Genomic DNA, 24,645 nt, shown 5'->3' on the forward strand with positions numbered 1-24,645 from the left:
CGTTACGACACGCCACTTGGTGGCGTGTCGAATCAGATCAGGCTCGACCTGCCCCGGCTCAGCACTTCGCCTGCGCCCTTGGCTCCGACGATCCGTCCCTGGTCACAGACCACCCGGCCGCGGGCGATTGTGGTCACCGGCCATCCCGTGACGTCGAACCCTTCCCATGGCGTGTAGTCTGAGCCGTGATGCAGATCGGTCTGCCGGATGGGCTTCTTCAAATTGGGGTCCCAGAGAACGATATCGGCATCAAAGCCGACGCCGATCGAGCCCTTGCGCGGATAGAGGCCGTAGATGCGGGCGTGGTTGGTCGCGGTCAGTTCGACGAACTTCTGCAGCGTGATGCGTCCCTTCGAGACGCCCTCGGAGAACAGTATCGGCAGCCGCGTCTCGACGCCGGGGATGCCGTTCGGCACCCAGCGGAACGAGGTGCGGGCGTTCGGCGTCAGCTTGCCCTTGGGATCGTCGTAGCGGAACGGGCAGTGGTCGGACGAGAAGGTCTGGAACACACCGGTGGTGATGCCCTCCCAGATCGCCTGCTGGCTCTCGACGTCGCGCGGCGGCGGCGAGCAGACGTATTTCGCGCCGGTGATGTCCATGTTGAGGCCCTTCATATCGTCGGCCGTCAGCGTGATGTATTGCGGGCAGGTCTCCGCATGCACCGGCAACCCGCGCTGCTGGGCCCAGCGCACCTGCTCCATCGCCTCGCGCCCGGAGACATGGACGATCATGATGGGAACGCCGATCACCTCGGCATGGCTGATGGCGCGATGCGTCGCCTCGCGCTCGACGGCCTGGGGCCGCGAGGTGCCATGGTAATAGGGCGCGATGTGGCCCTCGCGCTCGAGCTTGGTGGTGAGGAAGCGGATCGCGTCATAGCCCTCGCAGTGGACCATCACCAGCGCCTCCTCGCGGCGCGCGACGTCAAAGACCTCGAGCAACTGCTTGTCGCTGAGCACCAGGTCGTCATAGGTCATGAACACCTTGAACGAGGTGTAGCCGTCCTTGACCAGCGCCGGCAGTTCCTGCCCGAGCACGACGGCGGTCGGATCGGAAATGATGAGGTGAAAGGCGGCGTCGATATAGCACTCGCCCTCGGCGAGCTTGCGGTAGTTCTCGACGCAGGTGCGCAGCGACGTGCCCTTCTCCTGAAGCGCGAAAGGCAGCACCATGGTGTTGCCGCCGGCCGCCGCCGCGCGCGTCGCCGAGGCAAAGTCGTCGGCCATGACCACGTCCGGACCGGAGGGTTGAGAAATGTGGACGTGGCTGTCGATGCCGCCGGGCAGCGCAAGGAGGCCCGTCGCGTCGATCTCGCGCGCCGCGCCCTCGAGATGATCGGCAATGCTGACGATACGGCCGTCGCGAATGCCGATATCGGCGCGAAACTCGTCGCTGGCCGTCACGATGGTGCCGCCGCGAATGGCGAGATCGAGCTGGGTCACAGGCATCTCCGTTACTTGATGTCCGCTGATGTCTGGAAGATCCGGCCCCACTCCGCAAGAGCCGCGATGTCGCCGCCGGCGAGCGCCAGCGTCCGCCACAGCGACACCGCCACCGAATCCAGCACAGCGATGTTCAATTCCTGTTCGAGTGAGGCCGCAAGCCCGGCTCCGGCGAGATTGGTGCAGAGAATCACGGCGGCGTCCGCCCCCTCCGCCGCCACGTCACGGATCATGCCTGCGATCGTCGCAGGCGCGACCTCCCCGAAAGAAAAATTGTCGCGCAAGCCGAGGTGCCGCTCTGCGTGCGGAGCGATGCCCTCCTCGGCCCAGACGTCGCTAATCCGCCGCTGGACGTCGTGCGTATAGGGCGAAACGAGGCCGACGCGCTTGGCTCCGAGCGCACGGGCAGCGTCGATGCAGGCGAGCGTGGACGTCGTCGCCGGGATGCCCGTGCGCGCCGTGATGGCTTCGCACAGGCTCCTGTCGCGGCCAATCCCGAGCCAACTCGCCGACGTGCCGTTCCAGGCGATGGCGTCGACCTTGGCATCTGCGAGCAGATCCGCCGCCGGCAGCATTACCGAGGCGTCGAACTGGCTCAGCGCGGCCGCGTCAAGCGCAATCTCAGTGACGCGGAAGCGCGAGAAATGCGCCGTGACGCCGGGGGCTCCGGCTAGCATGGTGCAGGTGACGGGCTCAAGTACCGAATTGGAGGACGGCGTGATCATGCCGAGACGCTTGCGCATGGCCTTAACCTTACGACGCCTGCGCAAGGCGCGTCGACTCCTCCCGGATCAAGGCCAGGATGTGGCGCTTTGCGTCGTTGAATTCGGGGCTGGTGATGTCGCGCGGGCGCGGCAGGTCGAAATTGACGGCCTCGCGGATCCGGCCCGGCCGCTTCGTCATCACCACGATCTTGTTGCCGAGGACCAGGGCCTCGTCGACGCTATGGGTAACGAACACGATGGTACAGCGCCTCTTCTGCCAGATCGCGACCAGCTCCTCCTGCATTTCGAGCTTGGTCTGGGCGTCCAGCGCCGCGAACGGCTCGTCCATCAGGATCACGCTGGGGTTCATCAGCAGCGCGCGGGCGATGCCGACGCGCTGGTTCATGCCGCCGGACATCTCGGAGGGATGGTGGTGCTCGAAGCCGCGCAGGCCCACGAGATCGATGAACTCCATGGCGCGGCCGTGGCGTTCGGCCTTGGGGATACCCTTGAGCTTGAGGTGGAAGGCGATGTTGTCGATCGCCGTCAGCCACGGCATCAGGGTCGGCTGCTGGAACACCACGCCGCGGTCTGAGCCGGGCCGCTCGACTTGCTTGCCATCCACCAGCGTGCGGCCGGAGGTCGCCTGCTCGAAGCCGGCGATGATGTTCAGGAGTGTCGACTTGCCGCAGCCGGAGGGGCCGAGCAGGCAGACGAAGTCGTTGGCCTCGATGTCGAGATTGATGTTGTCCAGCGTCAGCAGGTTGCGGCCGCGCCTCTTGTCGGAGAACACCTTGACGATGTTGCGAAGCTCGATTGCCGCCATCAGCCCGCCCTGCCCTGCACGGTGGTCGTCTGCTGCCAGCGCAGCGTGTGCGCCATGATCGCCTTGAGGCCGAGGTCGGAGAGATAGCCGAGCAGCCCGATCGAGATCATCGCCGCCAGCACGATGTCGTAGCGCAGGAAGTAATCGGAATCCCACAAGACATAGCCGAGGCCGCTCTTCACCGCGACCATCTCGGCCGTGACCGTCAGCATCCAGGCCGAGCCGACCGCGATGCGCAGGCCTGCGAAGATCGATGGCAGCGCCGCCGGCAGGACGATGTCGGTCAGCATCTGCCGTCCGTTCGCCCCCATCATCGCGCCGGCGCGCACGAGATTGTGGTCCACCGTCTTGACGCCATGGATGCTGTTCATCAGCACTGGAAAGAAGGCACCGAGGAAGACGAGGAAGATCGCCGGCTTGTCGGCAATGCCGAACCAGATGATCGCCAGCGGAATCCACGACACCGGCGGAATCGGCCGCAGCATCTGCAGCGTCGGCTCCAGCGTCTTCTCGAACAGGCGCGACCAGCCGATGGCGACGCCGGCGAGGATGCCGAGAAGGCTAGCCAGCGCAAAGCCGCCGAAGACGCGAAGAGCACTCGCAAGCGCATCGCTCAGCCAGTGGCCGGAATAGGTCTGCGTGGTCTCGTCGAAGCCGAATACCCAGTCGCCGAGCGCATGCAGCACCGCGCTCGGCGCCGGCAGCAGCGCGGGCGGAAGCATGCCGCTGCGGGCAAAGGCCTCCCAGCCTGCGATCAGCAGCGCGGGCACGATGAGGCGCTCGAGCCCCTGGAACGCCCGCGTCAGTCGGAACGCCGACTTCGCCGGCGAGACGTCAGTAACCGAGGTCATTCTTGGCCTTTCCCGTGGCCTGCTCCAGGAACGAATAGTCCATGTTCTTCTCCGCCTCCGCGGAGACGTCCTTGGAGATGTATTTGAGGTCGCGCATCATCGCGGCGATCGCCAGCGTCTGCGAGCGATGGATCGCGGGATCGGGCGAGGCATTCTTCAGCGCCTCGGTCGCCACATTCTTGTCGAGGCCGGTCAGCTTGTTGATGACGTCGATCCACGGCGCCTTGTCGGCGATCAGCTTGTTGTCGAGCTCGACCACGGCGCTGACGACGCCCTGGACGCCGGCGCGCTGACTCGCGATCACGTCTGAACGGGTGACGATAATGTTGGTCAGATTGCCGGCGGCCTGGTCGTACGGCAGCACGAAGTGCTTGCCGGTGCCGGCGAGCCGGATCTGCGAGGCGAACGGCTCGACCGAGCAGATCATGTCGACTTCGCCGCGCTGCAGCGCCGCGAGATGGTCGGACGGATTGGGGATATTGATGAACTGGATGTCCTTGTTGGGATCGACGCCCTGCTTCAGGAACGCGCCGCGCATGTGGATGTCCTGCGCGTTGCCGCGCGACGCCGCGACCTTCAGCGGCTGACCGTCGCTCTTCGCCTTCAGAGCGGTCGTCTTGAAAGTGGCCCAGTCCTCGGGCGGCAGGTTCAGCTTCGTGGAGGAGAGACATTCCGAGCCGCCGTTGATCTGGCCGGATACGGCAACGACGTCAAAACCCTTGTCGAGCGCGGTGATGTAGTGGAGGTAGGTGACCTGCGCGACGTCGATGCTCTTCGAGACCAGCGCGGTGAGCACGTCATTGCCTGAGTTGAAGCCGGTGGCCTCGACCTCGACGCCCTTCGCCATGCCTGGAATCAGCGACATCGGCAGGCAGTGCGCGCATTTGGCGTAGCCGAGCTTGATCTTCGCTGTCTGCGCGGACGCGAGATCGCTTCCCCCAAGTATTGCCGCCATCGCCAAGAGGCCCAGTCGCAATCTCGTCCGCATCGCTCACTCCGTTTCGAAGGCGCGAGATTTCGCGCGTCTTGCGCGATCATCGGTCGACCTTTGCGGCAGCGCAACGGGGATTCTGCATGCTGCATACAATTTGCGCGCTATGCCATTGTTTTCAGCTACATGCGTCAGTATTTTGGGCAAGCCAAGCAGTCGGAAACGGCTAGGATGAACTGAAGCAACGAGGCGCGCGTGCAGCAGAAGTCGGAAACCCCGAAGGGACGAAAGTCGCCCAAACTCAAGCGGATGGCCCTGCATGAGCGCGCCGCCGCGCGGATGCGGACGATGATCATTCGCGGCGAGTTGCCGCCGGGATCGCAGACCCAGGAGACCAAACTGTCGAAGGAGCTGGGCGTGTCGCGCACGCCGCTGCGCGAGGCAATGAAGGTGCTCGCGGCTGAAGGCTTGATCGAGCTCCGCCCCAACCGCAGCCCGCGCATCGCCGACATCGCGGTTGACGGCATCTCGGAGTTGTTCGAGGCGCTCGCTGGCATCGAGCGGATTGCCGCCGAGCTGGCGGCGGAGCGCGCCACCGAGCGCGACCTCGCCCGCCTGCGCACGCTGCAGACCCGCATGGAGGGTCATCACCGCAACGGCAAGCTCGACGACTATTTCGCCATCAACGGCGAGATCCACAACACCATCGTCCGTATGGCCCGCAACACGCCGCTCCGCGAGGCGCACGAGACGTTGATCTCCCGTGCCGAACGCGCGCGCTATCTGGCGCTTGGCGCCGACAAGCGCTGGAGCAATTCGGTGGACGAGCACGCCGGCATCCTCGCCGCCCTTGAGGCGCGTGACAGTGAAGCGGCCGGCCGCCTGCTCGGCGCCCATGTCCGACAGACCGGCACCGCGCTGCTCGAGACTCTTGCTCCCAAGCCCAAGCTGACGGCGGCATGACCATGAAGCTGCTGCTGCTCAACCCCAACACCAGCACCGACGTCACGCACCTGATGATGGGTGTCGGGCAGCGCGCCGCCTCCCCCGGGACCGAGCTGATCCCCTGCACCGCGACCCGCGGCGTGCCCTATATCGCGACGCGCACCGAGGCCCAGATCGGCGGCGCCATCGCACTGGAGATGCTGGCCGAGCAGCATCGGAAGGTCGACGCCGCGATCATCGCGGCGTTCGGCGATCCCGGCCTGTTCGCCGCGCGCGAGACCTTCGACATTCCCGTGGTCGGCATGGCGGAGGCGGCGATGCTGACCGCCTGCATGGCCGGACGCCGTTTTGCCATCGTCACCTTCGCGCAAGCTTTGGGCCCCTGGTACGAGGAATGCGTCCGCGCCCATGGGCTGTGGGAGCGCTGCGCCGGCATCCGCATGCTCGACACGCCGTTCCAGGCGATCTCGGAGGTCGCCACCGAGAAGGAGGATTTGCTCGTCGAACTCGCGCAGCGCGCCATCGTCGAGGACGAGGCCGATGTCCTGATCTTTGCCGGCGCCCCGCTCTCGGGCCTCGCCGAGCGCGTCGCCGACCGGATTCCGGTCCCCGTGGTCGATCAGGTCATCGCCGCGGTAAAGCAAGCCGAGGTGCTTCATGCGCTGCGCCTGCGCAAGGGAACGGCGGGCACGTTCCGCCGCCCCGCCGCGAAGCCGACAATCGGTCTTGCCGAGACGCTCGCCGCCCGGCTCGAGCACCGCGACAGCTGATCAGAGAGGCGGCCGGCGATGCGAAAACCCAATTCGTTTTCGATGGCACGGCCGAAGGCAAACAGGCGGGATTCGCAGCCCGGCGGCGCGATGATCTGGATGCCGAAGGGCAGCTCGTGCGCCTCCCGGCGCGCCGGCAAGGTCAGGACCGGGAAACCGACCAGCGACACGATGAAGGTGACCGCGAGATAGTCGATCGGCTAGATCGAACGCGGCCTGTCCTGTTCGGGCACCGAAGTCGCCGGCGCGCTTGGCGCAAGCGCCGCAATCGCCACCGCGTTTGCAGCCTTCTTCGGCGAGATCGATCTATTGCTGGCGCCAACCGTCCCATGCGTGGCGTGGCCACTGACGCGGCTCGGACCAGACATGATTGGCGGAAAGCCGGCCAGCCCGCGAGCGCACGCGGTGTTCACGCCCTTCGTCAATCACGCTCGTCTGCCGGCGATTTCGATTCCGTGCGGGACGGATCGGTACGGGCTTCCATTCGGCCTTCAGATCATCGCCACGCGCGGACAAGACCGCACGCTGCTTGAAGCAGCGCAAGAGGTTGAGGCCGTGTTGCGAACGTAAATCCTGCCGTTGGATGTCTCTTCCGAAGGCCTGCTCACGTTGGCTGTCATGAGCTTTTTCCTTGATCTCCCGGTGCACACGCCGCCTCTTAAATCATTGAGAAACTTGAAGTCTCGCTCCAATCCATCATGGACGCCGCGGAAAAGCGCAATCAGTTCGAAGATGCCAGCCATCAAGGGAGAGCAATTCCGACTACAAGGGCCGCGCCATGCTCTCAGGGACAAACAGCGATGAGGCGGCGATGGCCATCACACTGCGCGTCAGCTCCTTGCTCGTCATCATGGCTCGGAACAGCGCGATCTGGTCGGCATTGAAGGCCATGCCGAGCGGTCGATATGGACGACAGCGCGGAGACGTCAGATATTGGGCCGATCAGAGAGGCCTGAACATTTCAAGGGAGGCGCGCCATGCTGAAGTCGATCGACCCTGTTCTGAATGCTGATGTGCTTTATGCGTTGCGGTCCATGGGTCATGGCGACGACCTCGTGCTCTGCGATACGAATTTCCCGGCCGATTCCGTCGCCCGCCAGACCGCCCTCGGAAAGCTACTCCGCATTGACAACGTCAGTGCGGGCCGCGCCGCGCGCGCGATCCTGTCGGTGCTACCGCTCGATTCCTTTGTCGACAAGCCGGCGTTGCGCATGGAGATCGTTGGGCAGCCGAACGAAATCCCGGACGTGCAAGCCGAGGTGCAGAAGGAGATCGACGCCGCCGAAGGCCGCTCGCTTCCGCTGGCGTCGATCGAGCGGTTTGCCTTCTACGAGCTTGCGAAAAAGTCCTACTGCGTGGTCCAGACCGGCGAACGGCGCTTCTATGGCTGCTTCATCTTCAAGAAGGGCGTGATCCCGCCTGATGCGACTTAAGTCGCGCCAAGGCATTGGCGGCGGCACGGGCTGCGCGACACATTCGGCGCAAATGTGACGGCGACGCGACATCCCTCGCCGGAGCCAGCTCACACATGATGGGCTACTGCAGCGCGAGATCGACAGCATCGTTTGCATCGCATTCGGTCGACCGCGTCCGCTTTGCGCGGATTCGTTGACATTGATCGGTGCCGTTGCATACTCGACGCGGCTTCCCGCACCGCCGCCGCGACATGAACTTCCGCGAGCGTCACTTCTCCACGGTGCTTAGGCAGCCCAATCTGACCTGACCAAGACTTTGACATAAGCAACGTCAAAAAACGGGAGGATTTCGTGGTGAAGCAGCAAGAGCATGATCAGCATCCCGCAATGCACCCCAACAGGCGCACGGTGCTCAAGAGCGCGGCCGGAGCCGCCGCACTTGGCACGAGCGGCGCGCTTGGCACCTTCTCCGAGCTTGCATTCGCGCAAGCCAATCTGCGCGCCGAGATCACGAAAATTCCAGGCGTCGGCAAGGGTGCTCCGACCGACGCCGACTGGCAAAAGGTCGGTGAGCTCTGCCTTGGCCCGACCAAGGCCAGCATCAAGGAGGGCGAGTTCAAAGGTGTCGAACTCTCCTTCATGGGACTGAACAATCAGAATTTGCATAATCTGTTGTTCCGCGGCTTCCTGAAGCCGTGGGAGGCCTATACGGGCGCAAGGATATCCTGGATTGATCTGGCGCAGGCCGACTACAACCCACGCCTGCAACAGGCGATCGCGACCGGCACGGTCGACTTCGACATCCTCGAGATGGGAGCGCCGTTCGAGGGCGACGTCTGTGGCAAGGGACTGGCGTCGGAGATGCCGGACTGGGTCAAGAAGCAGATAGATGTTGACGATTATGTCGATTACCTGAAGCCGCCGGTTGGAACTTGGAACGGCAAGACTTATCGGGTCACCATCGACGGCGACTGCCACAACTTCAACTACCGCACCGACGTCTTCTCCGACCCAACCATTGCCAAGGCCTGGAAGGACGCGGGAAATTCGACCGACTGGGGCGTGCCAAAAACCTGGCAGCAGGTGCAGGCAGTGACGAAATTCCTCAAGGGCAAGAAGATAAAGAACCAGAACGCGTTCGGCTATCTCGACGCGCCAAAGCCCTGGGGCGGGTTCGGCTTCTATTTCCTCGGCAGCCGCGCCTCGGCCTATGCCAAGCATCCCGACGACAAGGCCTGGCTGTTCGACATCGACACGATGAAGCCGCGCATCAACAATCCGGCTTGGGTCCGCGCCATCCAGGACGTGATTGACGCGCTGCCGTTCGAACCTGCCGACCAGCTCAATGCCGATCCGAACACGACCGGCTTCCAGCAGTTCCTCGCCGGCATCGGCTCGATGATCCCCTGGTGGGGCGACATCGGCCAGGTCGCGAAGGCGAGCGACACCTCCGTCATCGGCGACGTCGTCGCCTTCGACATCCTGCCGGGCTCGGACGATGTCTACAACTCCAAGACCGGAAAGTGGGACAAGCTCTCAAGCGGCCCGAACCATGCGCCGAACTGCGCCTATCTCGGCTGGGGCGTTTACGTCATGGCGCGGGTCAATGGCGACGAGAAGAAGCATAAGGCGGCGTGGAGCGCGGCCGCGCATCTCGGTGGCAAGGATCTGTCGCTTTGGATGGTGATGTATCCTTCGGGCTTCCAGGCTCACCGCACCAGCCACTTCCAGTACGACGAATGGGTGGCGGCGGGCTATGACCGCAAATACATCACCTCCTACCTGAACTCGCAGCTCGCCTCCTACAACCATCCAAACCGCGCCGTGGAGCCGCGCATCCCCGGCATCTTCCAGTACTACAGCATCGCGGAAGACGAGCTCACCAAGATCTTCGCCGGCAAGGTTGATGCGCAAACCGGCGCGAACAACATCGCCGCCGCCTGGGAGAAGCTGACCGACCAGATCGGCCGCGAGCGGCAGATCGGGCTCTACAAGGCCTCGCTCGGCGTATAGCGGCGCTTGCGCGAAGCCATCCACCTTCGGCTGGCGCCTCCGGCGCCAGCCGAGGACTTGCCCGGCGACAGAGCCGGTACAGAATGCGGCTCATCTCGATGCAGAATTCCGTACCCGTGAGCGACGACCTGCACCACCAGCCCGCGGCGAAGCGCGCACGCGGCAGCAGGAAGATCGCCGGCCGCGCGCTCGTCCTGCTGGCGTCTCTCGGCTTCCTGCTTGTCCTCCTCATTCAGATCTTGCATACGACCGGCGCGATGACTGCCGGATTTTCCGATTGGCGGCCGATCCTCATCGCCTATCTCGTCTGGGCCGTTGCGTTTGGCATCGGACAAGTTCTGACCCGCGGCGAACGTGGCCAGCGCGCGCTGTTCCTGCTGCCGGCGGTGTTCTTCACCGTCGCCGTCGTGATCTTCCCGACGATCTTCGGGATCTATATCGCCTCTCTCGACTGGAATCTGAGCTCGATCGAAGGGCCGCGCTTCAGCGGCTTCGACAACGTCAGGGGCATGCTGAACGACACCTATTACTGGAATGCGCTCGGCAACATGGTCTTTTACACCGCCGCAGTGCTTGGCGAATACGCGATCGCGTTCGGACTGGCGCTCTTGCTCAGCGCCGAGATCCGTGCGCGAAAATTCTTCCGCGTGGTCTTCCTGCTGCCGATGATGCTCAGCCCCGTCGCCGTGAGCTGGATGATCGGCAAGTCGCTGATGGAATATCGCTTCGGACCGGCAGCGACGCTGGCGCGCTATCTCGGCTGGGACAACCCGGCCTTCTTCGCCTCGCCGTGGATGGCGCGCTTCAGCATCCAGGCGATGGACGCGTGGGTGTCGATCCCTTTCATCATGATCATCCTTCTCGCAGGTCTGCAGGCGATGCCAAAGGAGGTGCAGGAGGCGGCCAAAGTCGACGGCGCGAATGGCTGGCAGTCGTTCTGGCACGTCACGTTTCCGATCATGCTGCCGGTGAGCATCACCGTCCTCATTATCCGCATCATCTTCAAGCTGAAGCTCGCCGACCTCGTGATCAACGTCACCGCTGGCGGGCCGGGAGGCGCAACCGACACGGTCTCGAGCTTCATCTACCGCGTCTACCGCGACCGCTCGAACGTCGGATACGGCACGGCGCTCGCTATGGTTTACCTGCTTATGATCATCGTGCTCCTGACCGTCCTGTTGCGCCTGTCCAAGCGCTGGACGCAGAAGGTCGTCTAGGGCTTCAAACGGAGTTTCTCGATTGACTAGATCGACCTTGGCATTGAAGCCCGTGCAGAGGCGTCCGGCGGCCCCCCGCGCAAAGCGGACGCTAAGCCGCGTACTGATCTACGCAGCACTCCTGTTCTGGACGATTATCTGCCTGTTCCCGATCTACTGGACCGTCACGACGTCGTTCAAATCGGCGGTCGATGTGACGCAAGCCCACTTGGTTCCCTGGGTCGATTTTCAGCCGGACTGGAAGGGATGGCGCTCGCTCGGCCTGTCGCCAGATACACTGTTCGGAACCTCGACGGCACGCTCCGAATTCGCGAATCGCTTCGTCAACAGCATCATCACCTCGGTCGGCGCATCCTTGCTGGCACTGATCCTCGGATCTCTGGCGGCCTACGGCCTGAGCCGCTTCCGCTACAAGTTCGCCTGGATGCGCAACGATGACATCCTGTTCTTCTTCATGTCCCAGCTGATCCTGCCGCCGGTCGTGCTCGCGCTGCCGTTCCTCGTCCTCTACAAGGCATTGGCCCTGCTCGACACGCGATTTGGCCTTGTCTTGCTCTACACGCTGACCGTGCTTCCGATCGTCATCTGGATCATGCGCGATCAGTTCAATGCAATTCCGATCGAGCTCGACGAAGCCGCCTTCGTGGACGGCCTGTCGACCTGGGGCGCCTTTCTGCGGATCATTCTGCCGCTCGCTGTCCCCGGAATGATGGCCGCATTCATTCTCTCGCTGGTGCTGTGCTGGAACGAATATTTCTTCGCGGCGCTGCTCACGAGCACCGATGCGAAGACGCTCCCCGTTATGGTGGCGAGCCAGACTGGCTCGCAAGGCATCAATTGGTGGTCGATGGCGGCGCTGTCGACGGCGGCGATCGCACCGCTCGTCCTGGTCGGCATTTTCCTTGAGCGCTACATCGTCAGCGGCTTGACTACAGGAGCCGGAAAGTAGCCGGAGGCCGAGCCGGGGACTAATCGCGTTGCGAACTCGGTCGGAGAGGCTGATCGAAGCGGGCGACCACAGGGAACCGCGTACCATCGATGCGTGTCCCGGTCGGGTGAGCGCCAGCCCCATCAACGAAACACCGAGATCGCGAAATCAGGCGGGCAGAAGCGAAGCAGGCGAACCAATGTGTGGAATAGCTTCGATCAGCTCGCGCGTGTAATCAGTCTGCGGATTGGTAAACAGAGCGAGGCTCTCGCCCTGCTCGACGACGCCGCCGGCGCGCAGCACGATGGTACGGCTGCACATCATGCGCACCACGTTGAGGTCGTGACTAACGAACAGGAAGGCGAGATTGTCCTCGCGCCGAAGCCGGTCCAGCAGCTGCAGCACCACGGCCTGCACCGAGACATCGAGCGCCGCAGTGGGCTCATCGAGCACCAGTAAACGCGGCCGGCACGCAATGGCGCGGGCAATGCCGATACGTGCCTTCTGGCCACCCGACAATTGATGCGGGAAGCGTGACAACAACTCTCGCGGCAGACCGACGCGGTCGGCGCACTCCTCGACCCGGGAACGCAACGCGTCGCCGGGGCGCAGGCCGGTGAGTCGCAGCAGCGGATGGGCAATGCAGTCGAACGCGGTGAAGCGCGGATTGAGGCTCTCATGCGGATCCTGAAAGACGATCTGGATCTCCTTGCGCAGCGACGAGCGATGAAAATCGCGCGCCGGCAACTTTGCGATCGAATAGCCGTCGAACAGGATATCGCCCTCGCTCGGATCGATCAGCCGGCAGATCATGCGCGCGGTGGTGCTCTTGCCGGAGCCGGACTCACCGACCAGGCCGACGCTCTCGCCCGCCGCCATGGTCATCGAGAAATCCGCCACTGCGGCGGCGCCGTCGTCAAAACGCTTGACGATGTGCTGGACGTCGAGCAGCGGCGGCGTGCCCGGCGCGGGCGTCGGCCGCTCCTTCACCTCGACAACCGACAGAGCTTCGTCAGCCGGCACGAGGTCGCCGACACGCGATGTCGCGGTCGGCGATGACGCCACCAGTCGCTTGGTATAGGCGTGCTGCGGCGCGCGAAACAATGTCTGTGGCGCGCCCTCTTCCACGAGCCGCCCCTGCTCCATCACCACCACGCGTCGGCAATAGTGTGCCGCGAGACCAAGGTCGTGGGTAATGAGGATTGTTGTCATGCCGCGCTCGGCGACGACGCGCGCCAAAAGGTCCATTACCACTTTCTGTGTCGTAACATCGAGGCCGGTGGTCGGCTCGTCGGCAATCAGAAGCGATGGATTGCAGGAAATCGCGATCGCGATCATCACGCGCTGGCACATGCCGCCGGAGAGCTCGTGCGGATAGGCGTCCAGCCGTCGCTCCGGATCGCGGATCTGCACCGCGTGCAACAGCTTCAGCGCCTCGGTCCGCGCCTCCTGTTTCGAGAGCCGCCGATGCGAAAGGATGGCATCGGAGATCTGGGCACCGACGGGACGGATCGGATTGAGCGCGGCGCGCGGATTCTGGAAGATCATCGCCATGTTGGCGCCGTGCAAGTTGCGGAGCTCCGCCCCCGACGCGCGCGTGATGTCCTGGCCCTTGAACTTGACACGACCGGCCGTGATGCGGCCCGCTTTGTCGAGCAGGCCCGTGACCGCGAATCCGGTCACGGATTTGCCGGACCCGCTCTCGCCGACGAGGCCGAGCATTTCACCCGGCTGCAGCGACAGCGAGACGCCCCGCAGCGCCTCGACGAGCCCGCGTCGGGTCGAGAACGTCACGCCGAGATTATCGATTTCGAGCAGTGGCGACATCATGTGCGCATGCGCGGATCGAGGATATCGCGCAACCCGTCGCCGAGAAGATTGAAGCAGAGCACGGCCAGCATCAGGGCCAGACCCGGAAACGACACCAGCCACCAGCGGCCGGTCGAGATGAAGCGCGCGCCCTCGGCGACCATGATGCCCCACTCCGGCGTCGGCGGCTTGACGCCCAGGCCGATGAAGGAGAGGCCCGCGGCATTGAGGATCGCCCAGCCGAGATTGAGCGACATCTGCACTGCCATCGCCGGCAGCACGTTGGGTAGCAAGAAGCGCAGCACGACGGAGACATGCCCGTCGCCGCAGGCACGCGCCGCCTCGACCCATCCGAGATTGCGGCGGATGTTCACCTCCGCGCGAGCGAAGCGGATGTAGAACGGCAGATTGATGATCGCGGTCGCGATGACGATATTCTCGACCCGGTTGCCGAGCGCGGCGACCATGGCCATGGCGAGCACGAACAGCGGAAAGGCCATCAGCACGTCGACGAACCGGCCGGTCGCACGATCGAGCTTGCCGCCGACATAGCCGCAGAGCGAGCCGATCACCGCGCCGATCACGAAGGAGACACTGACGGCGGTCACGGCAATGGCAAGATCGAGCCGGGTGGCGACGATCAATCGGCTGAAGACATCGCGGCCGAGTTGGTCGGTGCCGGCCCAATGTAATGCGCTCGGCGGCTGCAGTGCGCGGGGCACGTCCGAAGCGACGGGATCATAGGGCACCAGCATGGAGCCGAAGATCGCGATCAGCGCCAGCAATATCGCCCCCGCGGCGGCGGTCGCGGTGACGAGATTGCCGCGCAGCACCCACACGGCGTGACGCAGCCCCGACGATGTTCCTGTCAGGCTCATGCGACCGTCGCCCTGGGATCGGCGATGCCGTAGAGCACATCGACCAGGAGATTGACCACGACGAAGATGCTGGCCATCAGCAGCACGAAGCCCTGCACCGGCGCATAGTCGGAGACCAACAGCGCATCGAGCGCGTAGGCCGCAACGCCCGGCCAGGAGAACACTTTCTCGACCAGCACATTGGCACCGAGCATGGTCGAGAACACGATGCCGGCGATGGTGATCACGGGCAGGATTGCATTCCGCAGCGCATAGGTCACCACGATCTGCCAGCGCGACAGGCCGATCGAACGCGCGGTGCGCACGAAATCGCTGCCGAGCGACACCAGCATCGAAGCGCGGGTGATGCGGGCGAGCGGCGCGACCACGAACAGCGCCATCGTGAAGGCCGGCAGCATCAACTGACGTGCCGCGGCCCACCAGCCCTCGAAGTCACCCGCGAGCAGGAAATCCACCATCAGGAAGCCGGTGCGCGCCGGCGGCACCGAGGCGAAGACGTCGAGCCGTCCCGTCGGATCGGGGGCAAGGCCCAGCAGATAGTAGAACACATAGATCAGCAGCAGTCCGGAGACGAAGGTCGGCACGCAGACACCGAGCGAGCAGAACAGCCGTACGCCGTGATCGATCAGCGAGTTCGGCCGCAGCGCGGCCAGCACGCCGAGCGGCACCGCCGCGATCAGCGCGATCACGAGCGCGGTCAGCGTGAGCTCGAGCGAGGCCGGCAGCCGCTGCCGCAGGTCCTTGGCGACCGGCTGCCCCGTCATCATGGACCGACCGAGATTGCCGCGGCCGACATCGTAGAGATAGATGCCAAGCTGCTCCGGCAACGACCGGTCCAGCCCGAGCTGCTTGCGGACGATCTCGATCTCCTCCTTGCCGGCACTGGGACCGGAGGCAAAGAACACGGCGGGATCGCCTGGCAACACCCGCATCAGGAGGAAGGTGAAGACCAGCACGCCGAACAGCGCCGGCAGCGACGAGAGAAACCGCCGCCCGGCCCGGATCAAAGTTGCACCGATCGTGCCCATGGTCTCCGCCGCGCTCCCAGCTCCGCTGCTATTTTCGGCTCAGGTTACGGTAATCCACCTGGCGGGTGAATTGGTAGACGTAGCCGTCGAGATTGGCGGCCATCACCGCGTCCTGCGCCGGCTGCCAGAGCGGGACCTGGAACATTTGCTCGAAATGGATGGCGTTGAGCTCCTTGCCTTCCGCCTCGTACTTCGCCTTGTCCGGCTCGAAGCGCGCCGCCTGCGCAATCTTCTCCAACTCGGCATTGTCCGTGGAGGAATAGTTCCAGCGCTGATTGCCGGTGTAGAAGTTGCGGTAGAAATAATCGGTCGACGGCAGCCAGGCGACGATGCCTTCGGTGAAGAAGGGCAGCTTCTTCTCATTGATCGCGGTCGACATCTGCGCATCCGGCAGCTTCTGGATATCGACCTTGATACCGATCTTCTCCAGCGATTCCTTAACCAGGGCGGCCATCGGCTCGGCAGTCGAGGCCTGGCCGACGTTGAAGCTGAAGGTCGTGGCAAAACCTTCGGGCACGCCAGCCTCCTTCAGATAAGCCCGCGCCTTCTCCAGATCGAGCTTGACCGGTTGCGGAATCGGATAGCCGCCGCTCGGTGGCTTGCCGTCGGCCCAGCTGGCACCGAACAGCGGCGCACCACGGCCGAACAGCGCCGCCTTGAACATGTCATCGTAGGGTAGCGCCGCGGCGACTGCCCGGCGGACGTTGACGTTGTCGAACGGTGGGATCTTGTTGTTCATCGAGATGAAGGTCACCGCATTGTATTGCGGCGTCGAAATCACCTTCAGCTTGCCTTTGGCTTCCAGCGCCTGCACGTCGCTGGCCTGCAGGTCGATCACGAGGTCGGCGTCGCCGCGCTCGACCAGATTGGCGCGCGTCGCCGGCTCCGGTACCGACTGGATGATCAGCCGCTTGAAGGACGCCGGCTTGTCCGACGAGCCGCGATTCCAGGCCTCGTTGCGCTTTGCGATCGCCTGCTCGCCCGGCTTGAAGGTTTCGACGATATAGGCGCCGCTGCCCGCCTCGTTCTCCTTCAGCCAGCTCAGCGCCCAGGGATCCTCAGGCGTCGCGTGCGACTTGGCGAGCTTGGAATTGATGATGATGGGATACACGGTCGCAAGGTTCGGCAGCGCCAGCTTGTCGGGCCGCGGCAACGTCACTTCAAAGGTCAGGGGATCGATCACCTTGAACTGGTCGGCGCTGGTCATCGAGCCCGTCAGCAATTGCGCCTTGCCGAGCACCGGCGCGGTGACGCAGCGGTCGAGCGACCATTTCACGTCTTCTGCAGTGACCGGCGAGCCGTCATGGAACTTGGCCTCGGGACGGAGCTTGAAGGTGAGCTTCAAGCCATCGGGGCTGACGCTGAAGGACTCCGCGAGCTCGCCATTCATGGTATCGAGATCGAACACCCATTTGCCGTTGAGCTGCTTGCGGCCGAACGACACCAGCCGGTCATAGCTGCTCATACTGAGCGCGAAGGCTTCGCGGGTCGAGCCGGGAATGTTGGGATCGAGCGTGTTGACCGTTGCCGCCGTCACGTAGCGCAAGGTCTCAGCGCGGCTCTGCGCATGGGCCGCGGGCGCAATCAATGTCACCGAAAGAAGAACGGCGGACGCCGAAATCAGATGCCTGGAAATCACGGGGTACATCGCTTCTGTCCTTTGTTAGGCCGCGCACGCCCGAGATGGCAGCAAATCATGTGCCAGAAACGGGCAGTTTGGCATGCTTCTTCGTCGCAGTGGAATGCATCGGCAGGATGCTCGTTTGCTTGCCGTCGTCACGCGTCCCCGCCGCAGTCGCCGGCGTGCGCCGGATCACGGCCTGAGGTACATCATAGGCTTGGAATGCCGCCCAGTACTTGTCGATATCGGCGCGGAACAGGCCGCGCGTGAGGCCGTGGATCAGCTTCGGCACCGCCGTCGTCATCGCATTGATCGAGGAGCCGGACGGACCAAAGCTCATGGTCGAGGCGATGGCGAACAGGTGAATGTCGGAGATCCACGGCGTTCGCCCAGCCGCGCGCTCGCGGAAGGCATAATCGTCCGACAGATAAGGAAAGGCGCCAAGGCGCGGGCTCTGTTCCTGCGGCGGCGGCGTATAGCAGTCGGCCCAGCGCGCGATGTTATCGGCGCACCGCTTCAGTTCGGGGCGACCGGCGAAATCCATCATGACGCCGGTGGCGCAGATAACGAAATCGACCGCGATCTCGCCACGTGGCGTGCGCAGCAGCACGTCGTCAACGGTGTCCCACGCTCCCTCGACAGGTGCGCCCTCGTGCAGATGGAATGTCGCATGTTGGGCGCAGCGATCATAGGTGGCTTGCGGAAATCCCTCGCGCAGCTCGAGGATCGCACGCATGAAGCGCCAGCGCCAGGAATCGTCGAGCTCGGAGAAATGCCTGAGGAAGCCGCGGAAGGTCAGCCATCGATAGGGCTGCACCAGCTGGATCGCAGCGCGCCGGCATAGCAAATGCACGGCGCCCGCACCTGCCTCGAGTGCCATCGCCGCGTTATCGAAGGCCGAGGCGCCTGCGCCAATCACCGCGACTCGCCTGCCGCGTAGCGCGGTAAAATCTGTCGGCGCCGCGCAGGTGACGCATCGCGACGACGGCAGATGCTGCAACGGTTCGGGAATGCCCCAACCGCCCATGCCTTCCTGTCCTGTCGCGAGCACGATCTTGCGGGCGTAAAGCATCTCCTCGCCACGAGCAGTCCTCACTATTGCCTGCAGCAGGCCGTTTACCCCGGGTGCGATATCGGTCACCTCGCAGCCATTGCGCACCGGCAAATCAAGCACCTTGCGGTACCACAACAAATAGGCCGCCCAATATTCGCGCGGGATCAGACCAAGATCGCGCCAGCTCTCCATTCCGAACTTGGCCTCATGCCAGGCCTGATAGGTCAGGCTTGGCAGGTCGAGATCAGGTCCGGTGTAATCCTTTGGACTGCGCAGGGTCGGCATCCGCGCATAGGTCAGCCAGGGGCCTCCGAAGTCCTTATCCGCCTTGTCGAGCACGAGGATGTTGGTGACCTTTGAGCGCTGCAGGCCGAAAGCCGTCGCAAGACCCGATTGACCGGCCCCAACAATGAGCACATCCAGAGCGTGGCCGCCATCGGGAGCAGTCATCGGCGTCAGCCAGGGCATGCTCGGATGCGCCGTCTTGGCAAGATCGGCGCGGACCTGAACCGCGAGTGCTGCAAGACCATCCCTCATGCCGCGAGCCACCCGCCATCGACTGGAAGCACCGTACCGGTGACGAAGGAGGAATCGTCACCGGCGAGATAGAGCGCGGCCGCGGCCACTTCGTCGGCGCTGCCGAATCGCTTCATGGCGTGACGTTGCCGCGAGGCTTCGCGCACCGGCTCGGGATCGGCATGGCGTGCAAAACTGCGGCGCAGCAGCGGCGTGTCGATCGCGCCGGGCGCCAACGCGTTGACGCGGATGCCATCGGTGGCGAAATCGACCGCCATGGTGCGGGTCAGGCTGACGATGGCCCCCTTGGCAGCAATATAGGCGCTGTTGCCCTTGCCGCCGGCGATCGCCAGCTGCGACGCCAGCGTGACGATGGCGCCCTTGCCTTGCCGCTGCATGACCGGCACGGCCGCTCGCGCCCACAACCAGGTGCCGCCGACATTGGCGCGGAATACCGCGTCCCAATCCGTTGGTGAGGTCGTGATCACGGTGCCACCGCAGGAGAAGCCGGCAGAGGTCATCAACACGTCGAGCCTGCCGCGGCTTGTTGCGACACTTTCGACGGTGGCGCTTGCAAAATCGGCGTCACCGACATCACCGACATGGACGCTGCCGCTGCCATCCTGTTGGCGAAGCATGGCCAGCGTTTCGGCGGCACCGTCAGCATCGCGATCGACCAGCGCAACGAAGGCGCCTTCGCGGGCGAACAGAACGGCGCTGGCCCGGCCGATCCCGGAGCCGCCGCCTGTAATGATGGCCACCCTGCCCGCCAGCTTCATCTCAGGCGCCTCCCCGATCATGATCATGCAACCAGCGCCGCATATGCTCCGCGGACTCCTCGCAGCCATATTTGGCGCGCCATCCGAATTCGTCGGCCATGCGCTGTACCGATAGCGGCGCCCGGGTCGGGCCGTGCACCGTCACGGTTGGTGTCTCGCCGGAGACAGCCACGCGGCAAACGAAACCGCCGTCCGGGTCAGCAAAAGCCCTGCCCCAGGCTTCGGCGGTGAAGGTTACGCCGCTCGAGATATTGTAAAGCATGTGGCGAGGCTGGGCGGCATCGAGCAGCACGCCGACGGCATCGGCGACGTCGGCTGCATAGACCCAGTCCCGCGCGCCGGGCTCGCTGAGCAACGCCGGCGCGCCCCGCCGCGCGCAATCCACGATCAGCGCCTGCGGCGACGGCGTGTCGCGGAAACCGCCGGCACGCTCGTGCGGGCCGAACACGCCCGAGAGCCGGACGCTGATCACATCAGCCTGCCACAGGTCGGAGAGCCGCGCCATCACACGCTCGGAGGCGAATTTCGTGATCGCATACAGCGATTGCGGATCGCAGGTCGTCGTCTCTTCGAGCAGCGGATAATGCCGGCCGCTCGCGCCATAGCTTGCAGCGGACGACAAGTTGATCACCCGCCGCACGTTTGCTTTGCTCGCAGCGGTCAGGATCGGCACCTGCGCCAGCAGATTGACGGCCAGGATACGCTCCGGCTCGGCGGCATCGCGCGCTGCGCCTGCCGTAATCGCGGCGCCCAGCACCACGGCATCGCATGCCGCCCCGACTGCGGCCTCAACCGCGCTGCGGTCAGTCACGTCCCCTCGCAGCACATGCAAGCGTTCCCCGTAAGGTGCAAAGGCGCAGCGCGCCTCCGCCGGCAATTCGGCCTGATCGAACAGCGTGACCTCATAGCCGCGGGCAAGCAGCAGCTCCGCGATATTGAGCCCGACAAAACCTGCGCCGCCGAAGATCACCACGTTCATCGCGCTGACCGCTCACAATAGCTTGGCGCCAAAATTCTGCTCCGGGCTCATGTCCGCGACCAATCGACCGGTCGGCTTCGCCGCCTCGCCGCCGCTGCGGGCAAGGAAGCGGCCGGAGCCCGGCGACGCGTTCAGTTTGCCACTCTCGACGATGACGCGGCCGCGGGAGAGCACCGTCACCGGCCAGCCCTGCAGCGAACGGCCGGCGAACGGCGTGTAGCCGGCCAGATCATGCATCATCGCGTCGGTGACGGTAACGCGGCGATCGGGATCCCAGATCGCGATATCGGCGTCAGCGCCAACGGCGATCGAGCCCTTGCGCGGATGCAGATTGTAGATCTTGGCCGGCGCGGTCGCGGTCAGCTCGACGAATTTCTCCAGGCCGAGCCGCCCCTTGGAAACCATCGCGTCGAACAGCAGCGGCAGCCGCATCTCGAGGCCCGGCAGGCCGTTGGCCACCTGCTTGAAGTTCAGGGTTCGGCCCGGCGCGCAGCTTGCCGGTCTCGTCGAAGCGATACGGCGCATGGTCGGAGGAGATGGTTTGCAAGTCGCCGAGCGCCAACGCCTTCCACAGCGCCTCCTGGTCGTCCTTGCGGCGCGGTGGCGGGCTGCACATCCATTTGGCCCCCTCCGCGCCCGGCTTGTCGAGATCGTCGGCGGTGAGGAACAGATATTGCGGGCAGGTCTCGGCAAACACTTTCAACCCCTGACCGCGGGCATCGCGGATTGTCTGCGCGCCCTCGGCGGTCGATACATGGAAGATCATGATCGGCTGGTCGACCAGCGCCGCCATGCCGATCAGGCGGTTGAACGCCTCGGTTTCCGAAAAGCGCGCATGGCTGATCGCGTGATATTTCGGATGAGAGTAGCCGCGCGCCAACAGCCGTTTCACCATCCAGGAGATGATGCCGTGGTTCTCGGCGTGGGCGCAGAGCATCGCGCCGCCCTCGCGCGCGGCAACGAGAATGTCGAGCAGCGGCTCGTCGTCGATCTTCAGTCGGTCATAGGTCATGAAGATCTTGATCGAGCCATGGCCCTGACGGATCAGCAGCGGAAGGTCGCGCTCCAGCGTTTCCTTGGTCGGATCAGCGATGATCATGTGAAAGGCGTAGTCGATCACCGCGCCCCTGCGTGCCAGCGCGTGATAGTCCTCCAGCACCTGCCCCAATTGCATGCCGACATGCTGCGCGGCAAAGGAGATGACCGAGGTCGTGCCGCCGAAGGCCGCCGACGTCGTGGCACTCTCGAAGGTATCGGCATTCATGATGCCGGCAGCAGACAACTGCTCGATATGACAATGGCTGTCGACGCCGCCGGGCAGCACGAGCTTGCCGCGCGCGTCGATCTCGCGTTTGGCCGGACCGAGCCCGCGCCCGACCGCGACGATGGCCTCGCCTGCGATCGCCACGTCTGCCTCGAATACGTCGGTGGTCGTGGCGACGCGCCCACCGCGGATGATCAGGTCATAGGCGGGTTCGGTCATGACGGTGTCTCCTTGCGTAACTTTCGAAATTCATCGGCGCCTGTTTTCGTCGCGGCGCGCCCTTGCGCCCTGCGCATGACCGCTTCATGCTGTCCATGGCATAGTGATTGCCTCTGTTTCGCACCGTCAACACTGCCCAAACAGGAACCTCCCATGCCCCGACCGCGCATCATGGTCATCAACCCGAACTCCAACCGCGTGGTCACTGCCGGCCTTGCCGAGGCGTTGAAGCCGCTGTCCTTTGCCGACGGTCCAGAGATCGTGTGCGAGACCTTGGCCGAAGGACCCTACGGCATCGAAAGCCAGGCCGATGCCGAAAGCGTGGTGATGCCGCTGCGGCGCACCGTCGCCGGCGACAACGAGTCGGCAGCCTTCGTGATCGCCTGCTACAGCGATCCCGGCCTGCATGTTTGCCGCGAGGCGACCACGCGGCCGGTGCTGGGCATTGCCGAATGCGGCGTGCTGACTGCACTGACCCGCGCCGAGACTTTTGGCGTGATTGCGATCGCGCAGCGCTCGATCCGCCGGCACATGCGCTATCTGCGCCAGATGGGCCTGATGGATCGGCTGGCCGGCGAGCGTCCGCTCGACATGAGCGTTGCGGAAACCGCATCGGGCGAAGGCACGCTCGCGAAGATGATCGCGGTCGGCCGCGCCCTGAAAGAAGAAGATGGTGCCGGCGCCATCGTGATGGGCTGCGCGGGCATGGCGCGCCATCGCAAGCCGCTCGAGGACGCACTCGGCATTCCCGTGATCGATCCGACCCAGGCCGCCGTCACCATGGCGCTGGGCGCCGTGCAATTCGGCGCGTCGTGACGCGGTGATTGGCGGGCTAGCGTGCTCCACGCGCCCGCCTCTCTTGCCAATCGTCGTAGCTCTCGCGGTCCATCGCGAACATGTCGCGCTGGGTCGAGATAGAGATTGCCGAACAGCCGTCCGATGGGCTGATAGGTCGCCATGTCGACATGCATCCGCGCCGGATCGAGCAGACCTTCGCGGGCATGCAGATGCAAGACCTCGCCGACCAGCAACTCGCGGCCTGGACCAAATGCGAGCGAGACCTGCCGCCGGCACTCCAGCGCAAAGGGTGCCGAGCCAGCCGCGGCACCTTGACCTCGGCACTGGCCTGCGTCGTCAGACCCACGGCCGCCACCTCGCTCTCGCCGGAGGGGAAGTCCACCGCGCAGTCGTTCATTGCTTTCGCCAGCGCCTCGTCCACCATATGCAGGACGAATTCGCCGGTGCGGTGAATGTTGCGCGTGGTGTCCTTGAACCGGCCGTCGGGATGATGCTGCAGGCCGAGCACGATCAACGGCGGGTCCTCGGAGAACACGTTGAAGAAGCTGAACGGCGCCGCGTTCAGCGAGCTGTTCTCGTCCATCGTCGTGACGAAAGGCGATCGGTCGCGGCACCACCACGCCGCACAGCAGCTTGTAGCGGTCCCGAGGCGCAAGGTCGCGAAAGGAAAGGCTCGTCATCGCTACACGACCTTCAGCTCACGGCGGCGGGATCGCGCCGGTACGGCTGGTGATCAGGCCATAATGCTCGGTGCGACGATGGGCGGCGAAATTGAAGATCGTCTCTTTGCCGAACGCGGTGGCGTCGAGATCGCAGGGATGCACCAGCAGCTCGTCATCCTCCGTCTTCGGCCTCGGCGACAATCTCGCCGTCCGGATTGACGATGATGCTGCCGCCGATCAAGCGATGACCGTCCTCGTCACCGGCCTTGGCGACCGCAATCACCCAGCAGGAATTCTGGTAGGCACCGGCCTGCGCCGAAAGGCGGTTGTGGAACAGCCGCTTCTCCGGCCCTTCGTCACCCTTCTGCGCGTTGACCGACGGCGTGTTGTAGCCGATCAGCACCATCTCGACGCCCTGCAGGCCCATCACGCGATAGGTTTCCGGCCAACGGCGGTCGTCGCAGACGGCCATGCCCATGATGCCGTCGAGATTGCGCCAGACCGGAAAGCCGAGATCGCCCGGCTCGAAATAGCGTTTCTCCAAATGTTGGTGCGTACGTTCCGGATCAAACTCGGCATGGCCGGGCAAATGGATCTTGCGGTATTTGCCAACGATATTGCCGCTGCGGTCGGTGAGGATCGCGGTGTTGAAATGATGGCCGTCCGGCGTCAGTTCGGCATAGCCAAAGCTCATCGCCATCTCGTGGCGGGCCGCGCGATCGAACAGCGGCCGCACGGCGTCATTGGGCATCTCGCGCTCGAACCAGCCATCGGCGTCGGCGCGGTTCTCCATGTACCAGCGCGGGAAAGAAAGTGGTCAGCGCGAGCTCGGGATAGACGATCAGGTCCGCGCCTTCCGCCTTGGCCTCATCCATCAGCGCGAGCATGCGCCTGACCACGACATCGCGCCCCTCCGCGCTTTGGATTCGGGCCCATCTGGGCCGCGGCGACGTTGATCATGCGCATGGTCGTCGTTCTCCTTGGCAAATCGTGCGG

20 protein-coding genes and 4 pseudogenes are annotated in these 24,645 nt (G+C 64.4%); 8 read left to right on the forward strand and 16 right to left on the reverse strand.

From position 1 onward, the window contains the following. Positions 1–32: 32 nt before the first annotated feature. Genes hydA (ACSKB8_RS36915) through ACSKB8_RS36935 form a run of 5 tightly spaced genes read right to left on the reverse strand, consistent with a single transcriptional unit; the run spans position 33 to position 4,811 of the window. The gene (hydA, locus tag ACSKB8_RS36915; protein WP_438109433.1) at positions 33–1,442 is read right to left on the reverse strand and encodes a dihydropyrimidinase; all 1,410 of its coding nucleotides are present in this window, start codon (positions 1,440–1,442) and stop codon (positions 33–35) included. A gap of 11 nt (positions 1,443–1,453) precedes the next feature. Continuing rightward, a complete protein-coding gene (locus tag ACSKB8_RS36920) occupies positions 1,454–2,185 on the reverse strand; it encodes a maleate cis-trans isomerase family protein (protein ID WP_438109434.1) in 732 nt (243 codons plus the stop codon). 10 nt (positions 2,186–2,195) lie between these two features. Further along, positions 2,196–2,972, reverse strand: coding sequence for an ABC transporter ATP-binding protein (locus tag ACSKB8_RS36925; RefSeq protein ID WP_438109435.1), 777 nt, complete (start codon positions 2,970–2,972; stop codon positions 2,196–2,198). Then, positions 2,972–3,823, reverse strand: a complete 852-nt coding sequence (locus tag ACSKB8_RS36930) for an ABC transporter permease (protein WP_438109436.1) — start codon at positions 3,821–3,823, stop codon at positions 2,972–2,974. The genes ACSKB8_RS36925 and ACSKB8_RS36930 overlap by 1 nt, the downstream gene beginning before the upstream one ends. Then, complete coding sequence (locus tag ACSKB8_RS36935; protein ID WP_438109437.1) at positions 3,807–4,811, reverse strand: ABC transporter substrate-binding protein; 1,005 nt, start codon at positions 4,809–4,811, stop codon at positions 3,807–3,809. Before ACSKB8_RS36935 ends, ACSKB8_RS36930 begins: the two co-directional genes overlap by 17 nt. A 198-nt stretch (positions 4,812–5,009) precedes the next feature. Here ACSKB8_RS36935 and ACSKB8_RS36940 point away from each other — a divergent pair, with 198 nt between their 5' ends. The 3 genes and pseudogenes from ACSKB8_RS36940 to ACSKB8_RS36950 form a co-directional block, all read left to right on the forward strand. After that, a complete protein-coding gene (locus ACSKB8_RS36940) occupies positions 5,010–5,717 on the forward strand; it encodes a GntR family transcriptional regulator (RefSeq protein ID WP_438109438.1) in 708 nt (235 codons plus the stop codon). Positions 5,718–5,719: 2 nt separating this feature from the next. After that, a complete protein-coding gene (locus ACSKB8_RS36945) occupies positions 5,720–6,469 on the forward strand; it encodes an aspartate/glutamate racemase family protein (protein ID WP_438110817.1) in 750 nt (249 codons plus the stop codon). A gap of 204 nt (positions 6,470–6,673) precedes the next feature. Beyond that, positions 6,674–7,039: pseudogene (locus ACSKB8_RS36950) on the forward strand (amidase family protein); the annotation flags it as partial. A gap of 192 nt (positions 7,040–7,231) precedes the next feature. Here ACSKB8_RS36950 and ACSKB8_RS36955 read toward each other — a convergent pair. Next, positions 7,232–7,360: a hypothetical protein gene (locus tag ACSKB8_RS36955; RefSeq protein ID WP_370986557.1), complete on the reverse strand. Its 129-nt coding sequence runs from the start codon at positions 7,358–7,360 to the stop codon at positions 7,232–7,234. 86 nt (positions 7,361–7,446) lie between these two features. On the opposite strand from ACSKB8_RS36955, the gene ACSKB8_RS36960 reads away from it, so the two are divergent. The 4 genes from ACSKB8_RS36960 (at position 7,447) to ACSKB8_RS36975 (ending at position 12,063) form a co-directional block, all read left to right on the forward strand. Next, on the forward strand, positions 7,447–7,902 hold the full coding sequence (locus ACSKB8_RS36960) for an RbsD/FucU family protein (protein WP_128938430.1): 456 nt from the start codon (positions 7,447–7,449) through the stop codon (positions 7,900–7,902). Between the two features lie 369 nt (positions 7,903–8,271). Beyond that, complete coding sequence (locus ACSKB8_RS36965) at positions 8,272–9,897, forward strand: sugar ABC transporter substrate-binding protein (protein WP_438110819.1); 1,626 nt, start codon at positions 8,272–8,274, stop codon at positions 9,895–9,897. A gap of 83 nt (positions 9,898–9,980) precedes the next feature. Continuing rightward, complete coding sequence (locus ACSKB8_RS36970) at positions 9,981–11,114, forward strand: carbohydrate ABC transporter permease (protein ID WP_438109439.1); 1,134 nt, start codon at positions 9,981–9,983, stop codon at positions 11,112–11,114. A gap of 43 nt (positions 11,115–11,157) precedes the next feature. Continuing rightward, positions 11,158–12,063, forward strand: a complete 906-nt coding sequence (locus tag ACSKB8_RS36975) for a carbohydrate ABC transporter permease (RefSeq protein ID WP_438110821.1) — start codon at positions 11,158–11,160, stop codon at positions 12,061–12,063. Positions 12,064–12,210: 147 nt separating this feature from the next. On the opposite strand, the gene nikE is transcribed toward ACSKB8_RS36975, so the two are convergent. From nikE to hydA (ACSKB8_RS37015), 8 genes and pseudogenes are all read right to left on the reverse strand, one after another. Beyond that, positions 12,211–13,872, reverse strand: a complete 1,662-nt coding sequence (gene nikE / locus ACSKB8_RS36980) for a nickel ABC transporter ATP-binding protein NikE (RefSeq protein WP_438109440.1) — start codon at positions 13,870–13,872, stop codon at positions 12,211–12,213. Then, positions 13,869–14,729 carry an ABC transporter permease gene (locus tag ACSKB8_RS36985; protein ID WP_438109441.1) on the reverse strand — a complete coding sequence of 287 codons (861 nt, stop codon included), beginning with the start codon at positions 14,727–14,729 and terminating at the stop codon, positions 13,869–13,871. The genes nikE and ACSKB8_RS36985 overlap by 4 nt, the downstream gene beginning before the upstream one ends. Next, positions 14,726–15,757, reverse strand: coding sequence for an ABC transporter permease (locus ACSKB8_RS36990; RefSeq protein ID WP_438109442.1), 1,032 nt, complete (start codon positions 15,755–15,757; stop codon positions 14,726–14,728). The genes ACSKB8_RS36985 and ACSKB8_RS36990 overlap by 4 nt, the downstream gene beginning before the upstream one ends. Positions 15,758–15,785: 28 nt before the next feature. Then, positions 15,786–17,405, reverse strand: coding sequence for an ABC transporter substrate-binding protein (locus tag ACSKB8_RS36995; protein WP_438109443.1), 1,620 nt, complete (start codon positions 17,403–17,405; stop codon positions 15,786–15,788). A gap of 46 nt (positions 17,406–17,451) precedes the next feature. Then, positions 17,452–18,969, reverse strand: coding sequence for an NAD(P)-binding domain-containing protein (locus ACSKB8_RS37000; protein WP_438109444.1), 1,518 nt, complete (start codon positions 18,967–18,969; stop codon positions 17,452–17,454). Beyond that, the gene (locus ACSKB8_RS37005) at positions 18,966–19,727 is read right to left on the reverse strand and encodes an SDR family oxidoreductase (protein WP_438110823.1); all 762 of its coding nucleotides are present in this window, start codon (positions 19,725–19,727) and stop codon (positions 18,966–18,968) included. The genes ACSKB8_RS37000 and ACSKB8_RS37005 overlap by 4 nt, the downstream gene beginning before the upstream one ends. Before the next feature lies 1 nt (position 19,728). After that, positions 19,729–20,706, reverse strand: a complete 978-nt coding sequence (locus ACSKB8_RS37010) for an NAD-dependent epimerase/dehydratase family protein (protein WP_438109445.1) — start codon at positions 20,704–20,706, stop codon at positions 19,729–19,731. A gap of 12 nt (positions 20,707–20,718) precedes the next feature. Then, positions 20,719–22,189: pseudogene (gene hydA, locus ACSKB8_RS37015) on the reverse strand (dihydropyrimidinase). 153 nt (positions 22,190–22,342) lie between these two features. Between hydA (ACSKB8_RS37015) and ACSKB8_RS37020 the strand changes: the two are divergent. Further along, positions 22,343–23,005: an aspartate/glutamate racemase family protein gene (locus tag ACSKB8_RS37020; protein WP_438109446.1), complete on the forward strand. Its 663-nt coding sequence runs from the start codon at positions 22,343–22,345 to the stop codon at positions 23,003–23,005. Positions 23,006–23,021: 16 nt separating this feature from the next. Here ACSKB8_RS37020 and ACSKB8_RS37025 read toward each other — a convergent pair. Further along, a pseudogene (locus ACSKB8_RS37025) lies at positions 23,022–23,667 on the reverse strand (flavin reductase family protein). An 18-nt stretch (positions 23,668–23,685) separates the two neighbouring features. Continuing rightward, positions 23,686–24,615: pseudogene (locus tag ACSKB8_RS37030) on the reverse strand (N-carbamoyl-D-amino-acid hydrolase). Positions 24,616–24,645 lie beyond the last annotated feature (30 nt).

It is taken from the genome of Bradyrhizobium sp. BR 1432 (genome assembly GCF_051547705.1).
GTDB lineage: Bacteria > Pseudomonadota > Alphaproteobacteria > Rhizobiales > Xanthobacteraceae > Bradyrhizobium > Bradyrhizobium zhanjiangense.

What these genes read in the sequence shown, in the direction of transcription:
- ACSKB8_RS36920 (WP_438109434.1), bottom strand. Translation starts at nt 2,185, where the DNA reads ATGCGCAAGCGTCTCGGCATGATCACGCCGTCCTCCAATTCGGTACTT.
- ACSKB8_RS36925 (WP_438109435.1), bottom strand. Translation starts at nt 2,972, where the DNA reads ATGGCGGCAATCGAGCTTCGCAACATCGTCAAGGTGTTCTCCGACAAG.
- ACSKB8_RS36930 (WP_438109436.1), bottom strand. Translation starts at nt 3,823, where the DNA reads ATGACCTCGGTTACTGACGTCTCGCCGGCGAAGTCGGCGTTCCGACTG.
- ACSKB8_RS36935 (WP_438109437.1), bottom strand. Translation starts at nt 4,811, where the DNA reads ATGCGGACGAGATTGCGACTGGGCCTCTTGGCGATGGCGGCAATACTT.
- ACSKB8_RS36945 (WP_438110817.1), top strand. Translation starts at nt 5,720, where the DNA reads ATGAAGCTGCTGCTGCTCAACCCCAACACCAGCACCGACGTCACGCAC.
- ACSKB8_RS36955 (WP_370986557.1), bottom strand. Translation starts at nt 7,360, where the DNA reads ATGGCCTTCAATGCCGACCAGATCGCGCTGTTCCGAGCCATGATGACG.
- ACSKB8_RS36960 (WP_128938430.1), top strand. Translation starts at nt 7,447, where the DNA reads ATGCTGAAGTCGATCGACCCTGTTCTGAATGCTGATGTGCTTTATGCG.
- ACSKB8_RS36965 (WP_438110819.1), top strand. Translation starts at nt 8,272, where the DNA reads ATGCACCCCAACAGGCGCACGGTGCTCAAGAGCGCGGCCGGAGCCGCC.
- ACSKB8_RS36970 (WP_438109439.1), top strand. Translation starts at nt 9,981, where the DNA reads ATGCGGCTCATCTCGATGCAGAATTCCGTACCCGTGAGCGACGACCTG.
- nikE (WP_438109440.1), bottom strand. Translation starts at nt 13,872, where the DNA reads ATGATGTCGCCACTGCTCGAAATCGATAATCTCGGCGTGACGTTCTCG.
- ACSKB8_RS36985 (WP_438109441.1), bottom strand. Translation starts at nt 14,729, where the DNA reads ATGAGCCTGACAGGAACATCGTCGGGGCTGCGTCACGCCGTGTGGGTG.
- ACSKB8_RS36990 (WP_438109442.1), bottom strand. Translation starts at nt 15,757, where the DNA reads ATGGGCACGATCGGTGCAACTTTGATCCGGGCCGGGCGGCGGTTTCTC.
- ACSKB8_RS36995 (WP_438109443.1), bottom strand. Translation starts at nt 17,405, where the DNA reads ATGTACCCCGTGATTTCCAGGCATCTGATTTCGGCGTCCGCCGTTCTT.
- ACSKB8_RS37000 (WP_438109444.1), bottom strand. Translation starts at nt 18,969, where the DNA reads ATGAGGGATGGTCTTGCAGCACTCGCGGTTCAGGTCCGCGCCGATCTT.
- ACSKB8_RS37005 (WP_438110823.1), bottom strand. Translation starts at nt 19,727, where the DNA reads ATGAAGCTGGCGGGCAGGGTGGCCATCATTACAGGCGGCGGCTCCGGG.
- ACSKB8_RS37010 (WP_438109445.1), bottom strand. Translation starts at nt 20,706, where the DNA reads ATGAACGTGGTGATCTTCGGCGGCGCAGGTTTTGTCGGGCTCAATATC.
- ACSKB8_RS37020 (WP_438109446.1), top strand. Translation starts at nt 22,343, where the DNA reads ATGCCCCGACCGCGCATCATGGTCATCAACCCGAACTCCAACCGCGTG.